Consider the following 14,675-nt stretch of genomic DNA (forward strand, 5'->3'; position numbering starts at 1 on the left):
CATTCTAGCCCCACGCACCCGACCTCACCTGCAAGACGGTCGCGGCAACTGCACCGGCCGTTCCCGACCGCAGAACCGACGGACCCAAGAGAACCGGCTCACCACCGGCGGATACCAGCAGTTCAAGCTCCGCTTCGCTGATTCCGCCCTCGGGACCCACGATGATCCACGCGGGACCGCCCGCAACATCTACGCCAGCAAGCCCCGTCTCGGCGCTCTCGTGGCAGATAAAGATCCGGGTGCCGCTGCTCGTGGATTCCCGCACTCGCTCAGCCAACTGCTCCGTTGTCGCAAGGGAGCTGACCTTCGGCAGGAATGCTTGCCGGGACTGCTTCATGGCGGCACGGGCTACCTGCTGCCACTTGGCCACGCCCTTATCGGCCTTCGGCCCCGACCATCGCACGATCGAACGATCGGCCTGCCACGGCACGATGCCGAGCACGCCAATCTCAACCGCGGATTCAATGGCCGATTCGTCGCGCCCGCCCTTGGCGAGCGCCTGAACGAGAGTCAGCCGGGAGACCGGCTCGGCCTCGACAACCGACTCCACGACGGTTCCCGACAGCAGGGATGGGCTGGACTGCGTCACCCGGACGGTGACGCGGAGCCCCCCGCCGTCGACGACGTCGATGCGTTCGCCGATCTCGGTGCGCTTGACGTGGGCGTGCTTTGCTTCATCGCCCTCGAGAACAAGGGTGTCCCCAAGATGATGGGGCTTACCGCGCAGGCCCTCGTCAAGATAGACGGGAAGGGTCACTTGAAGCGTTCCCTGAAGCGGGAAAACATCGAGGAGTTTTCGGAAACCAGCTTCGCCTCGGGTGCGTTCTCACCGCGGATCTCGGCAAGCTCCTTGAGGAGCTCCTTCTCCCGGCCGGAGAGCTTCGTCGGGGTGATGACATGAACATTGATGACCAGGTCGCCGCGGTCGGAACGGTGGAGCCTGCCCACGCCCTTGCCGCGCACGCGGAGCGACACGCCACCGGACGTACCCGGCTCGATCGTGATCTCCTCGGGGCCGTCGAACGATTCGATGTTCATGGTCGTGCCAAGGGCAGCCGCGGTCATGGGGATCTCGAGTTCGCACACGAGGTCGTCGCCCTGGCGGGTGAACTCCGGGTGGTCGGCTACGTGCACCTCGATAAACAGGTCGCCCTGGGGGCCGCCGGCCGGGCCAACTTCGCCCTTGCCCGACATGCGAATCCGCATGCCATCATCAATACCCGCGGGGATGTTGACGTTCAGGGTCTGCTGGGCGCGCACCCGGCCCTCTCCGGCGCAGTCGAGGCAGGGATCGGTGATAACCGTGCCGTGGCCCTGGCACACACCGCACGAGGTGGTGGACATGACCTGGCCGAGGAACGAGTTGGTGACCTTGCGGACCGAACCGGAACCGCCACAGGCCGAACAAGTTGTGGGTGCACTGCCTTCGCGGGAGCACGTGCCATTGCACGTGCCGCAGCGAACGGCCGTCTCGATGGTGATGTCGGTTTCGACGCCAAACACGGCGTCCTTGAGCTCGATCTCGACGGGGACAAGTGCGTCTTGGCCCCGCCTGCCGCGCGGCACGGGGCCGCGTGCGGCAGTGGAACCGCCGAAGAACGTGTCGAAGATGTCCTGGAAGGCACCGCCGAAGCCGGCTGCTCCCGCTCCCCCGTTACGGAGAGCGCTTTCGCCTCCCATGTCGTACAGTCGCCGCTTCTCATCGTTGGAGAGGACCTCGTACGCGACGGTCACCTCTTTGAACTCGTCAGCCTTGTCGGGCCCGGCAACGTCCGGGTGAAGGGTTCGAGCCTTCTTGCGGTAGGCCCGCTTGATCTCGTCCTGGGAGGCGCTCCTGGAAACGCCGAGAATGTCGTAGTAGTCAGCCACTAACGCCGGTTCTTTCTCATCGTGAATTACTTGGTCTTCGCAATCGCTTTAGTCAATCGTTCGCAATCGCTTCGGTCAAATCTGCTTCGTCAAATTCGTGGTTCGGCACTCATGTGCCGAGGATCCTTGTCAGGTAGCGGGCCACGGCCCGCACACTCACCATGGCTCCCGGGTAGTCCATGCGGGTGGGGCCCACGATCCCGAGACGCGCCACCCCCGGTTCACCGTACACGGATGTCACAACGGAGGCCTCTGACAGCCCCTCATCCCTGTTCTCCTCACCGATCGTGATAGCCAGCTCGTCACCGACCTCGGCGAATAGCCGTAGCAGGACAACCTGCTCTTCGAGTGCTTCAAGAACGGGGGTGATAGTGCGAGCAAAGTCGATGTTCGTGCGGGCCAGGTTCGCCGTCCCCGCCATCACCAACCGTTCCTCAGCCTCATCAGTCATGACGTCTTTCAGAACGTGGACAACGGCATGCGCGAGTTGCTGCTCGGTAGGAGTCAGGTTCGCCACATCAAGGCCGTCGGGCAGGATATCGAGACCCGCCTTGCCGGTGTAGGCGGCATTAATTCGATTCGATAGCTTCTGCGCCTGCTCGTCACTGAGCCCAATGTCGATATTGCGCTGCTGAACCGCGCCCGAATCATTGATCGCAATGATGAGCACGTTGTGCTCGGAAATCGGCACGACCTCAACATGCCGCAGGGTGGTGCGCTCGCGGTTGGGGTACTGCACGACGGCTACCTGGTTGGTGAGCTGGGCAAGAAGCTTCGTGGCCCGGATAATGACATCGTCCACGTCGGCCGCGCCTTCCAGCCACGTCTCAATCGCCTTCTTTTCTGCCGACGACATAGGTTTTACCTGGGAGATCGTGTCCACGAATGCTCGGTAGCCACGGTCCGTGGGTACTCGGCCGGCCGAGGTGTGCGGCTGGTGGATAAGCCCGCCATCCTCCAGCGCCGCCATGTCATTTCGGATCGTTGCCGAGGAGACGTCAAAGCCGTGACGTTCCGTAATTGCCTTCGACCCAACCGGCTCACGGGTGTGGACGTAGTCCTGCACGATCGCCTGCAAAACTCTCAGCCTGCGTTCGTCGCTTCGCATGCCTCCCCCTTTCTTGCACTCGACATGCCCGAGTGCTAATTCTACGCATGAAAGGGTTTCATGCCTACCCTGGACACGTGAGAGCTTCGCGACCAGCTGACAGATATAGCAGGGATGTCCTGTCCCAGCCCAAACCTTCCCGCCTGCGCACCCAGAAGGACGTACCGGCCGACATAGGCCTCCTCCTGGAGGACGTTCAGACCGGTTTCGTTGGCGAAGTCATTGCCGTCGGCAAGGTCGCCGGCGAGCTCCTCATGACCCTGGAGGGCAGGAAAGGCGAGAAGAGAAAGTTCCCGCTCGGGCCCGGCTTCTGGATTGACGGGGAACCCGTCAACATCACTCCCCCAGTACTCAAACAGCAGACACAACCCAAGACCCAGCTCACCGCCTCCGGCTCGATCCGCGTCACGGGCAAGACAGCGAAGATGATGCCGAGCCGCATGTGGGTCGAGGGCAGGCATGACTGGCAGCTCATCGACAAGGTCTGGGGCGAAGACCTTCGCCTCGAAGGCATCGCCGTCGAGGAACTCGCGGGCGTCGACCGCCTCCAGGAGATGCTGGAGGTCTTCCAGCCCGGCCCGGGCCGTCGCGCCGGTGTTCTCGTTGACCACCTCCTACCCGGCACCAAGGAATCTCGTCTCGTCAACCAGGCACTAGCTCGCTACGGAACCGACAACATTCTCGTTCTCGGTCACCCGTACGTCGACGTTTGGCAGGCGATTAAACCGCACCGGGTTGGGCTCCAAGAATGGCCGCACATTCCCAAGGGCATCGACATCAAAAAGGGCAGCCTCGCCGCCCTTGGCCTACCCCACGACACGGTGGAAGACGTCGGCATCGGCTGGTCCAAGATCCTGTCCCGCGTCCGCGACTGGAAAGACCTCGACCCGTCCCTCCTGGGACGGGTCGAAGAACTCATCGACTTCCTCACGGCACCCCAATAGCCGGAAGCCACACGCCCTGCTGTCGCACGCCTTCTCACTGCGCATCCGCTACCTCTTGCACTTCCGTAGCCAGATATCCGCAGTAACAGGTCCGTAGCCACATATCCGCGGCAACAGATCCGCAGAAGCAGGTCCGCAGTCGCGTGGCCGCGTTTGAACATCCGTAAATCACTTTCCATCGGTCGTTCCACCTCCCAGCCTTGCACCTCCGCGCCCTTGCACCCGCACCTGCGGATTCGCAGGTCACGGTAGTGCACGTCGGCGACCCGCCAATTAGCGCTCGCTTTCAACAGGGAAAACGCACCTGTTCACGAGGGAAAATACATCCACAAAAAGCGAGTAACAGTGACTTACCCTTTGCGCACTATTTTCCGTCGGTAGCAGAACACAAGTTTCGCCATCCTGGCCTGCGCGAACGCGATTCAAATTCCACTTTTGAAGTTTCCAGTACCGTTAGTTTCAGCTCTCGTTAAAACCTAGTGTTTACATGGTGTTTCGCGGTGTGGACGTAGTACTCATGGCAGGGGCTTCAATATTTGGTTACTGCACCGTCGAGTTGAGCCCGTGAAGCATCGGGGAGCCGGGGCCTGGGGCCGCGGCGTTTGCTAGACGCCGTTCACTTGAGGGGATACCTTGAAAGAGATAAGCGCTACACGTCACAACGCAAAGGAGCGTGCACCCAGAAATGGCTGAGCAATGGAATGAGAACTACGACGTCGTTATCGTCGGTAGTGGCACCGGGTTATTCTCGGGGATCTTGGCCGCAAACGCTGGCCTGAAAACTCTCGTCGTCGAAAAGGACCACAAGTTCGGCGGATCGACCGCTCTATCGGGCGGCGGCATGTGGATGCCGGGTAACCGGGTCAGCCGCGCCGCAGGACTGAAGGACAGCAGGGATCGTGCGGAGACCTACCTCCGTGAGGTCGTCGCCGGTGTCTCCCCCGAGAGCAGGTGGCAGACCCACCTCGACTATGCCGCGAAGGCTATCGACGCGATCGTCACCCACACGGACCTTGAGCTTGAGGTCATGCTCCATTACGCGGACTACTACTCGGATGTTCCCGGTGGCTCTGCCAGCGGACGTTCCGTTGAGCCGTCCCCGTTCGACATGAACTCGCTTGGTGAGGACAAGGATCTCATCCTGTCGGGCGATCTGTCCGCCCCGGTTCCCATGCCGATCACCGGTGGCGACTTCAAGTGGATGAACCTCATGGCAAGGAAGCCGCTCAAGGCCTTCCCAAGGATCTTCAAGCGCGTCGCCCAGGGTGTGGGCGGCATGGCTTTCGGTAAGGACTACACGGCCTCGGGTAAGGCACTTGCAGCAGGTCTCTACTCGGGCGCCAAAAAGGCCGGAGTGGATCTCTGGAACGACACTCCCCTCGTTGACCTCGTCATCGAGAACGGCAAGGCCGTTGGCGTCGTTGTCGAACGCAACGGACAGGAAGTTCGTATTGCCGCTAACCGCGCCGTGATTCTCGCTGCCGGTGGCTTTGACCGCAATATTGAAAAGCGCAAGGATTTCCAGTCCGAGGCTATTGAAAGCGGATGGCAGTTCGGTGCACCCGGCAACACGGGCGACACCATTGACATTGCTGAGAAGCATGGACTGGACCTTGATCTGCTCGACAAGTCCTGGTGGTTCCCGGCAATTCCGGAGCTCAAGGAAGGCGCTGGCCCGATCGTTCTCCTCGCGGAACGCTCACTGCCCGGCTCCCTCATCGTTGACCGTACCGGCCACCGCTTCTTCAACGAGTCGATTGACTACATGCGTGCAGGCGAGACCATGCTCGGCATTGATGACGGCGAGGAACCGCACCTGCCGGCCTGGATGATCATTGACGACAAGTTCGTGAAGTCCTACGTCATGGGAGGTGTGAAGATGCCGATGATGCCGATCCCGGACGAGTGGTACAAGGCCGGGGTTGCCGTTAAGGCGGACTCGATTGTTGAGCTTGGAAGCAAGATCGGCACGGAGGACCTGCCGGGTGGTGTCAGGCGCTTCAACGTCCTGGCTGCCCAGGGCACCGACGATGACTTCCAGCGTGGTAAGACGGCCTACGACCGCTACTACGGCGATCCGACCAACACGCCGAACCCGAACCTGCGTCCTCTCTCCGATTCGGGCCCGTACTACGCGATCAAGGTTGTCCCCGGCGACCTCGGCACGTGTGGCGGCCTACGAGCCGACGAGAAGGCACGCGTCTACACCACCGACGGCGGCACGGTCGACGGCCTCTACGCCATCGGTAACGCCGCAGCCAACGTCTTCGGCGGTGTCTACCCCGGACCCGGTGCCACCATCGGCCAGGGCATAACCCTCGGATACGCCGCTGTCGACGATATTGTCGCCAAAGGCTAGTCGCCGTACACCAAGCCAAGCACTAGCTATAGCCGGGAGGGGCCTTCGCAAATGCGAAGGCCCCTCCCACGTATGAAGTGCCTGGTCCGCACCCCGTTACTGAACTTCCGGAACCAGATCCCGCCATTCCGGAACCAGATCCCAGAGTTCTGCGACCAGAATCAGGAGTACCGGACCCTGCCCAGTATTACTCGTGCTTGTTGCACTTCCCCGGAATGCTGTGGGCTAGTCCCAGAGCTCCCGAATCACGGTGTCGGCCAGTAATCTGCCCTTGAGCGTGAGGACCATTCGGCCGTTCGCTAGCCTACGTGGGTCCAGAAGCCCATCGTGTGCCAGTGTCATCGTCTTGTGACGTCGCTTGGCAAGCTCTGCACGACCAGGGGCTTCACCCGGTCCTGCGAGGCCGGCCGTGTCGGGTAGGCCCTCGGCAAGGCGAATTCCGAGCATGATGTCTTCTTCGGCGCGCTCCTGCGGGGAGAGAATCTCTCGTGCAGCCGCCGGGGACTGGTCGTTCTTGAGTCGTTCTGCCCAGGCCCTTGGGTGCTTCACGTTCCAGAAGCGGGTGCCGTTGATATGCGAGTGGGCGCCGGGGCCGAAGCCCCACCAGTTGTTGTTACGCCAATAGGCCATATTGTGCCGGGCCTCGTGGCCGGGCTTTGACCAGTTGGAGACCTCGTACCAGGAGTATCCGGCCTCGCTGAGCACTTCTTCCGCAATTTCGTACTTGGCCGCAAGATCATCCGGGTCGGTATCCGGCAGGATTCCCCGCTTTACCTGCTGCCCCATCTTTGTGCCCGGCTCGATGCCAAGGCCATAGGCGGAGATGTGATCGGGAGACATGGAAATGGCTTCGGAAAGCGAGTGGCGCCAGTCATCGAGGGATTCCCCAGGAGTTCCGTAGATCAGGTCGAGAGAAGTAGACAGGCCAGCATTTCTCGCCCAGTCAATAACCATCGGCACGCGTTCGGGTGTGTGGAGCCGGTCAAGGGTGGCAAGCACGTGGCTGGTTGCCGACTGCATGCCAACTGAGACGCGGGTGAAGCCAGCTTCCTTAAGGGTCTTCAGGTACTCCTCATCAACGGTCTCGGGGTTGGCTTCCGTGGAGATCTCAGCCCCGTCTTCGAAGCCAAAGACAAGTTCGAGCACGCCGAGGATGTGGGCGAGCTGGCCAGCACGAAGGTACGTTGGGGTGCCGCCACCAAAGAAGATCGTCTCGAGCGGCCGCCCGCCGTCAAGCACCTGGCCTGCTAGAGCGATTTCTCCAAGCAACTGGTTGTCGTACTCTCCCGGAGTCGCACCGGGGCCCAATTCATGTGAGGTGTAGGTGTTGAAGTCGCAGTATCCGCAACGCACCTGACAGAAGGGCACGTGGACGTAGGCCGAGAATGGCTTGTTCATGGAAATGTCCGGAAGACTGCCATCAACGGGTGCTTCTACGCCGTCGGGTAGCTCAGGCACGGATGACCTCCAAGTCATGAATGCGACGTTCTTCGTTCAAACCTCTGGTTTCAAACCGGGTCGTGATGCGGCCGTCCCAGCGGGGTGCAAAGCCACCCACAATCCCGTTGTCACCCGGATCGTCTTCATCAATGCGCTGTCCAACGTGTGGATTCACAAAGTCAGAGACGGCGGCAATCGAGTCCCTCATCTGCCACGCGTAGTCGTCCCAATCGGTAGCAAGCCGCCACGTTCCGCCCGAGGGCAAAATGTTGGCAACGGTCTGCGCAAACTCCGGGGTGACGAGGCGGCGTTTACGGTGCCTCGCCTTTTGCCACGGGTCCGGGAAGAAGGTCCACACTTCGTCGGGCTTCCTGTTGGGGCCGAACATGAGTGGGAGGGCAAGAACGGCGTCGGCACTGATCATGCGAACGTTCTCAACTTCTTCGCGAACAATCCGAGCCACCGACGAGGCGACCCCGGGCCACCACACTTCGAAGGCAAGGTGGTTGATCTCGGGATTCTCTTTCGCGTGGGCGACGATCTGGTCGGCTGCTCCCGCTCCGATCTCTACGATCAGCGGAGCATCCCGCCCGAAGGCTTTCGTGAGATCTGGGGATTCCCGGAGAACATAGCCCTCGTCCACCTGAGCATCAATGACGTACTTGTGGCCGTGCTCGTCAAGGGCACGCTGGTGCCTATCTGGTAGGCGGCCGCCGCGGGGCATAAAGCTCGTGATCCGGCGGTGGTGGCGTTCTGTCACAGTGTTTCCTTCAGATGGTTAGGGAAGTGTTTCGTCAGATAAGAGGCGAGTTCTATTTCACCAGCGCGATGGGATTTCACGAGTGTTTCAAAGTAGTCGGTTTTATTGCGGAACCACGCACCGACACTTACGCCATGACTTGGGACAAAGAGTTCTTCAAGCGAGTCACCGGCACTGGCTTCACCGGAGTCTTTCACCCGGAAGTAGGTACCGGACTTGCCGTGGGCAAGGAAGCGTTTGATCCAGCCCGGATCGTCTCGGTAGTACTCGAAGGTCCGGCAAGGGTTGCGACAGCCCGTGACCTCGAGGATCGCCGTACCGAAGCGGTACCGGGAGCCAATGATGAAGTCATCAACATTGGCCTCGACACGAAGGTTCTCACCCCAGGTACCGGGTGGGAGTTCTATGCCGAGTTCGTTCTCCCACCATGCCATCTCCGAAGAAGACATGGCGTAGACGGCTTTCTCCGCTCCCCCGTGGTTCGCGCGGTCAGCTTGAACATCGCCCCACATCCCGAGCCGGGTCACCTTGACCTGTCCATCGACGGGAGCCTTCTTGATCGCCGTGACACCGACCCGGCCAATGGACACGGGGGTCAGTTCTGAGACGACGCAGATATGGGTGACTCTCATGTTCTCCACTCTAGCGCGGCACCAATGCGCCACCCCGGCTATCGATCACTCTCCGCAGGGCCACAGTCAAGGAAAGGGCACAACCGGCTCATGGCACACGCAGAAAAAGGAAACGTTCTCTGGCTCTGGCACGGCCTCGAGAATTGGCACCGGCAGGAAAAGTGTCACTGGCTCGATAACTCGACGTTGTCACGGCGCACCTGACCGCACAAGAAAGTCTTCGCCAATATGTTCGGCAAGAGCTTCTTGTTTGTTGGGGCGGGCCGAACGGGACGACTAGTCTTCCGAGGGCGGGTTGGCCCTTGCCCAAATAGCCACAATGACAACAATGACGACAACCAGGATGATCCACTTCATTTCGAGGGCGCCTGATCTGATGTCAGGGCTGCGACGAACGCCTCTTGGGGAACGTCTACGCGTCCAATGGACTTCATGCGTTTCTTGCCTTCCTTCTGCTTCTCGAGCAGCTTCCTCTTACGGGAAATATCGCCGCCATAGCACTTCGCGAGCATGTCCTTACGCAGAGCCTTAATCGTTTCACGCGCAATAACACGCGAACCAATTGCGGCCTGGATCGGAATCTCGAACTGCTGGCGGGGAATAAGCCCCCTGAGCTTCCCGGTCATGTCCGTGCCGTAGGCGTACGCCTTGTCGCGGTGGACAATCGCCGAGAAGGCATCAACCTTCTCGTGGTTGAGAAGAATATCGACCTTGACGAGATCAGCTGTCTGATCCCCATCCATGTCGTAATCCAGGGATGCATAGCCGCGGGTCTTGGACTTGAGCTGGTCAAAGAAGTCGAACACGATCTCGGCCAGCGGCAGACGGTAGTGCATCTCCACCCTGTCTTCCGACAGGTAGTCCATGCCACCCAGGGTGCCGCGGCGCTGCTGACACAGCTCCATAACGGCACCAATGTAGTCGGCGGGCGTCAGGATCGTTGCCTGCACCATGGGTTCAGAAATTGAAGCGACCTTGCCGTCGGGGAACTCCGATGGGTTCGTCACCTCGATGAGCTCACCGTCTTCCGACATGACCTCGTAAACGACCGAGGGTGCCGTCGCAATAAGGTCAATGTTGAACTCGCGCTCGAGGCGCTCGCGGATGATCTCCAGGTGAAGCAGGCCAAGGAAGCCACAGCGGAAACCGAAGCCGAGGGCAGCGGACGATTCCGGTTCGAAGGTGAGTGCAGCGTCGTTCAGCTGGAGCTTATCGAGTGCCTCGCGCAGTGCCGGGAAGTCAGATCCGTCGATCGGATAGATACCGGAGAAGACCATGGGCTTCGGCTCAACGTAGCCGGGAAGCGGCTCGGAGGCGGGGCTGGATGTCATGGTCACGGTATCGCCCACGCGGGTCTGGCGAACATCCTTCGCACCCGTAATGAGGTAACCGACCTCGCCCACACCCAGGCCCTTGCTGGCCTTCGGCTCAGGAGAGATGACACCGATCTCCTGGAGTTCGTGGGTGGTTCCCGTCGACATGGTGGTGAGCTTCGTGCGGGGCGTGAACAGTCCGTCCTTCACCCGCACGTAGGTTACAACACCGCGGTAGCTGTCGTACACGGAGTCAAAGATCATGGCGCGTGCCGGAGCGTCCGCGTCACCGGTCGGTGCGGGAATCTCACCAACGATACGGTCCAGCAGATCGGAGACGCCCTCACCGGTCTTACCCGATACTCGCAGGCAGTCCTCCGGTTCGCCGCCGATGAGGGAGGCAAGCTCTTCGGCAAACTTCTCGGGCTGAGCCGCCGGAAGGTCGATCTTGTTAAGAACGGGGACAACGGTCAGGTCGTTCTCGAGAGCCATGTACAGGTTCGCAAGGGTCTGGGCCTCGATGCCCTGAGCAGCATCAACAAGGAGGATCGCACCCTCGCAGGCCGCGAGCGAACGGTTTACTTCGTAGGAGAAGTCAACGTGGCCGGGTGTGTCGATCATGTTGAGCGCATACTCGTTGCCGTCCACCGTCCACGGCATGCGAACGGCCTGAGACTTGATGGTGATACCGCGTTCACGCTCAATATCCATCCGGTCGAGGTATTGGGCTCGCATGAGCCGCTCCTCGACGATGCCGGTGAGCTGTAGCATCCGGTCGGCCAGAGTCGACTTGCCATGGTCGATGTGGGCGATGATGCAGAAGTTCCGCAACCGGTCAGCGGGCGTGTTGGCCGGCTGGAGTGACTGGGAGGGATTCGACTTAGACACTGGTCTCCTTCTATATTCCGGACCAGTCTACCCATCAACAGCCCCCGGCCCACCCTCAGGGCCGGGTGAACTGTCTCAACGTCACTAAACCGGGTGCCAATACCGCCAATCAGGACCGTGTTCGCAGGTACACCCAGTGGTCGAGCCCCGTGGAAAGACGGTCCTATCCGCTCCCCCGCAATACGGATTCTCAATCATCACGAGCTAAGCCAACTCAGCCAAACACTTCTATGAAGCATTCTCCGACGTGTTCGCCCTCCGACAATTCCCAGTTCTCTTTCACGCTTTCGCTCTGTCAGCCTGGAATAATGGGCTACATGAGCGCACTGCCGGGATCCCTGTCGTTATTTCTCCCGCTCCTCGTCAAGCTTTTGCGGGGACCGGGCAAGGCCATCGTGCTCGTCAATGGATTACTGACGGCCCTCCTCCTGTGGCTCACGATCGACTCGGTCCGCGACGGCAATGCCGGCGTGTGGGTTCCGCTCGTCATGGCAGCGGTTCTTCTCCTTGGCATCATCGTCTTCGCCATCCGCGGTAGCCGCCTCGCCAAGCACGTTGACGACCTTGAAAAGCTCCAGACTCAGACTCAGCCCAGCCAAGAGATCATCACCCAGGACGGCAGGTCCGTCCAGGAAGAGGAAATGAAGCAACGTTTCCACGATGCTTCCTACGAGGCTAACCAGCTGAATGCTCGGTTCATGCCGCGGGTTAACGCCGCACAGCGTGCCGCCATCGCCGCCGCAGGCGGCACCGTCCAGGCTCCCTACCTCAAGGCCGACCTACGAATCACCCTCGTCGCCGGGATGCTCACCGTGGCAGCGGGCCCGCTCTCGATCATTCTCATGATCTTCACCGCCGCCATGTCCTGATCAGCGTGCGCTGATCATTAAACTCCTCGTTCTCATTCCCGCCCTATCTCGCAAGGGATAACTCCCCAATATTTGGGGCAGACCTATCGCCTTCGTTGTGGGACCATAAATGCCATGGGACTACCAACGAAATATCTCGGCAAAGATGAAGTCATCATCCGGCACATGCACAGCCATGTGAAGGAGCTCTTCCTCGCGATCATCCTCGGCATCCTGCTGATCATTGCCGTTGTCGCGGCCTTTGTATTCTTGCCCGAGTCCGTCAATCCCTGGGGCCCCTGGGTTGTTGTTGGCCTCGCCGTCATCCTCGCCATCTTGAAGGTCTTCATTCCCTGGCTGAAGTGGATCACGGACACCTACACGATCACGTCTCGCCGGATCATCACCCGCACCGGCATCATCGCCAAGAATGGTCACGACATTCCTCTTGCCAGGATCTCGAACGTTGCCTACGAGCACGATCTCATCGACCGTATCTTTGGTTGCGGCACCCTGATCCTCGAGACCTCAGCCGACAACCCGCTGCGCCTTCATGACATCCCCAAGGTTGAACAGGTCCACGTTGAATTGACCGAACTGCTGTTCAACAACGACCAGCATTACGACCGGGAAATTGACTACTGAGGACCGCGGCGTACAACCACCCAGGTCTTATCCAAGCGGCGTCGGGCTCACTTCCGGCGCCGCTTCCTGTTCGTCGACATCACCCGGTTCCTCATTAATGGGTATGGCCAGCCAACCCCAACGATGACGATTCTGGGCCGCGGCCCGAGCATTCTCAGCCAAATACCAGAATGCCAACGGCCGAAAAGCACTGGCTTAGCCAAGATGATCCGGAAGGATCGTCATTCGGTTATCCCGTTAGCATCACGGATCTGCGAGGCGTTGGCGGGTCGTTTGAACGGCTTATGCAGCGATTCCAGCACAGCAGGGACAAAGTTACCACTATTGTGGAGGCGTGAGTTTCTTAAATAAAGCTATTCGCGTAGCCAAGTCCGTTGCGCGATCCCCGCAAGCCCGCCGCATGATGCGTCAGGCCGTGAACCAGATTCAGAATAAGACAAAGTCACCGGGATCCCAGAGGCAGGATTCTCCGAAGCCGTCACCGCGGCACGCTGGCGGATCTGGCACTGCACCTGGCCCGAACGATCACGCGATCGAGTACTCCTTCGCGCAGTTCGGCATGCCAAGGTTTTCGTATGCTCCGGCCAATGATGGTGATGCTGATCCGGGTGAGGTCGTATGGACGTGGGTTCCTTACGAAGACGATCCCAACCAGGGTAAGGACCGCCCGGTTCTTGTTCTTGCCAGGCAGGGTGATTCAGTGATCTTCGCTCAGATGACATCGAAGGATCACGTAGACGGCAACAATGGGTTTACCCGTGATGATCACCTGGGCCGCCGGTGGATCGATATGGGCACGGGCGACTGGGACAGTCAGGGTAGAGAATCAGAGGCACGAATTGACCGTCTTCTTATCGCCCACAAGAATTCGATTAGGCGTGAGGGTGGACGTCTCGATAAGACGCGTTTCACACGGATTACCGATGCGGTCACTACGATTCACGGAAACTAACTGATAGTCTTGTTCATCGGACTTGAGTATCCGGTCGATACGCAAGTCACGCCACAGACCAAACCACGGGGTGCCCCACGCCCCAGTCCCGGTCATGGCAGAGCCCTCACTGACCGTGTAAATGTTCGCATCCGCGAGTAGACGAAAGAATTGAGAACGTGGCAAACATTAAGTCGCAGAAGAAGCGCAACCTGACCAACGAGAAGGCTCGGGTTCGCAACCAGGCTGTTAAGGCCGAGCTGAAGACCTACGTCCGTAACGTCCGTAAGGCCGTCGACGCAGGCAACAAGGACGAGGCAAACGCCGCTCTCGGCGCCGCCGGCCGCAAGCTGGACAAGGCAGTCTCCAAGGGCGTCATCCACAAGAACCAGGCCGCCAACCGCAAGTCGAAGCTTGCCAAGGTAGTCAACAAGATCGAGGCCTAAGCTTAGATTTACGAATTGGGCTATATCAGTAGCCTTTCATGAGAGGTCGGGAGTGCTTGAAGCGCTCCCGACCTCTCTGCTTGTTGCGGCAAAGCTCGACGGATTAATTCGTCTCCGTGTTGAGGTCAGCGCAATCGAGAGCCCATCGGAGCATGGTCGGAGCGACATACATTGTCGACACGTGGCTCCTTGCAGCTAGCAAGATCTTTCATCGATCTTAGCTGAGGGCCAACACCTGCCACCAGACTGACGCGCAGGCCTGTGGGCCCGGCCCTCACAACCTGCGCGCCGCCGTCACCTCTCGGATGCACTTCTCGAGAGCGTAGGCAGGGTCCCGGGCTTCACCGCGGAAGCCCTTGACATCACCATCGGCTTTCGCAATGGATCGGATCGCGGCGCTCAGCCCTACATCCGACCAGTTCCGCAGGTCTCGCCTTGCCCTGTCCATCTGCCACGGCTGCATGGATAGCTTCACGGAGGCACCGTCTCGTC

Annotated in this window: 13 protein-coding genes and 1 pseudogene; 6 read left to right on the forward strand and 8 right to left on the reverse strand. The window is 60.0% G+C overall.

Annotated features, from left to right (window positions below):
* Nucleotides 1-4 precede the first annotated feature (4 nt).
* From ACTHUY_RS09275 to hrcA, 3 genes are all read right to left on the reverse strand, one after another.
* A complete protein-coding gene (locus ACTHUY_RS09275) occupies nt 5-757 on the reverse strand; it encodes a 16S rRNA (uracil(1498)-N(3))-methyltransferase (protein ID WP_441678609.1) in 753 nt (250 codons plus the stop codon).
* Complete coding sequence (dnaJ, locus tag ACTHUY_RS09280; protein WP_441675442.1) at nt 754-1,869, reverse strand: molecular chaperone DnaJ; 1,116 nt, start codon at nt 1,867-1,869, stop codon at nt 754-756. Before dnaJ ends, ACTHUY_RS09275 begins: the two co-directional genes overlap by 4 nt.
* A gap of 109 nt (nt 1,870-1,978) precedes the next feature.
* The gene (gene hrcA, locus ACTHUY_RS09285; protein ID WP_441678611.1) at nt 1,979-2,977 is read right to left on the reverse strand and encodes a heat-inducible transcriptional repressor HrcA; all 999 of its coding nucleotides are present in this window, start codon (nt 2,975-2,977) and stop codon (nt 1,979-1,981) included.
* Nucleotides 2,978-3,054: 77 nt separating this feature from the next.
* Between hrcA and ACTHUY_RS09290 the strand changes: the two genes are divergently transcribed.
* Nucleotides 3,055-3,921 (forward strand): DUF3097 family protein, encoded by an 867-nt coding sequence (locus ACTHUY_RS09290; RefSeq protein WP_441678613.1) that lies wholly within the window; start codon nt 3,055-3,057, stop codon nt 3,919-3,921.
* A 685-nt stretch (nt 3,922-4,606) separates the two neighbouring features.
* Nucleotides 4,607-6,280: an FAD-dependent oxidoreductase gene (locus ACTHUY_RS09295; RefSeq protein ID WP_441678614.1), complete on the forward strand. Its 1,674-nt coding sequence runs from the start codon at nt 4,607-4,609 to the stop codon at nt 6,278-6,280.
* Between the two features lie 225 nt (nt 6,281-6,505).
* Here ACTHUY_RS09295 and hemW read toward each other — a convergent pair whose 3' ends face one another.
* The 4 genes from hemW to lepA form a co-directional block, all read right to left on the reverse strand.
* Nucleotides 6,506-7,738 carry a radical SAM family heme chaperone HemW gene (gene hemW / locus ACTHUY_RS09300; RefSeq protein WP_441678616.1) on the reverse strand — a complete coding sequence of 411 codons (1,233 nt, stop codon included), beginning with the start codon at nt 7,736-7,738 and terminating at the stop codon, nt 6,506-6,508.
* Complete coding sequence (gene trmB / locus ACTHUY_RS09305) at nt 7,731-8,480, reverse strand: tRNA (guanosine(46)-N7)-methyltransferase TrmB (protein WP_228201580.1); 750 nt, start codon at nt 8,478-8,480, stop codon at nt 7,731-7,733. The genes hemW and trmB overlap by 8 nt, the downstream gene beginning before the upstream one ends.
* Nucleotides 8,477-9,112, reverse strand: a complete 636-nt coding sequence (locus ACTHUY_RS09310) for an MOSC domain-containing protein (RefSeq protein ID WP_441678618.1) — start codon at nt 9,110-9,112, stop codon at nt 8,477-8,479. The genes trmB and ACTHUY_RS09310 overlap by 4 nt, the downstream gene beginning before the upstream one ends.
* A gap of 353 nt (nt 9,113-9,465) precedes the next feature.
* On the reverse strand, nt 9,466-11,313 hold the full coding sequence (gene lepA, locus ACTHUY_RS09315) for a translation elongation factor 4 (RefSeq protein ID WP_441655363.1): 1,848 nt from the start codon (nt 11,311-11,313) through the stop codon (nt 9,466-9,468).
* A 317-nt stretch (nt 11,314-11,630) separates the two neighbouring features.
* Here lepA and ACTHUY_RS09320 point away from each other — a divergent pair, with 317 nt between their 5' ends.
* From ACTHUY_RS09320 to rpsT, 4 genes are all read left to right on the forward strand, one after another.
* Nucleotides 11,631-12,182, forward strand: coding sequence for a hypothetical protein (locus tag ACTHUY_RS09320; RefSeq protein ID WP_441655362.1), 552 nt, complete (start codon nt 11,631-11,633; stop codon nt 12,180-12,182).
* Nucleotides 12,183-12,296: 114 nt separating this feature from the next.
* Nucleotides 12,297-12,806: a PH domain-containing protein gene (locus ACTHUY_RS09325; protein ID WP_441678619.1), complete on the forward strand. Its 510-nt coding sequence runs from the start codon at nt 12,297-12,299 to the stop codon at nt 12,804-12,806.
* Between the two features lie 334 nt (nt 12,807-13,140).
* Entirely contained in the window at nt 13,141-13,758 is a 618-nt protein-coding gene (locus tag ACTHUY_RS09330; RefSeq protein ID WP_228201581.1) for a type II toxin-antitoxin system PemK/MazF family toxin, read from the forward strand.
* 158 nt (nt 13,759-13,916) lie between these two features.
* On the forward strand, nt 13,917-14,183 hold the full coding sequence (rpsT, locus tag ACTHUY_RS09335; RefSeq protein WP_126703536.1) for a 30S ribosomal protein S20: 267 nt from the start codon (nt 13,917-13,919) through the stop codon (nt 14,181-14,183).
* A 274-nt stretch (nt 14,184-14,457) separates the two neighbouring features.
* On the opposite strand, the pseudogene ACTHUY_RS09340 reads toward rpsT, so the two are convergent.
* Nucleotides 14,458-14,675, reverse strand: a pseudogene (locus tag ACTHUY_RS09340) (DNA polymerase III subunit delta); the annotation flags it as partial.

The sequence above is a fragment of the Flaviflexus sp. genome, assembly GCF_052087705.1.
In the GTDB taxonomy this organism is placed as follows: Bacteria; Actinomycetota; Actinomycetes; order Actinomycetales; family Actinomycetaceae; genus Flaviflexus; species Flaviflexus ciconiae.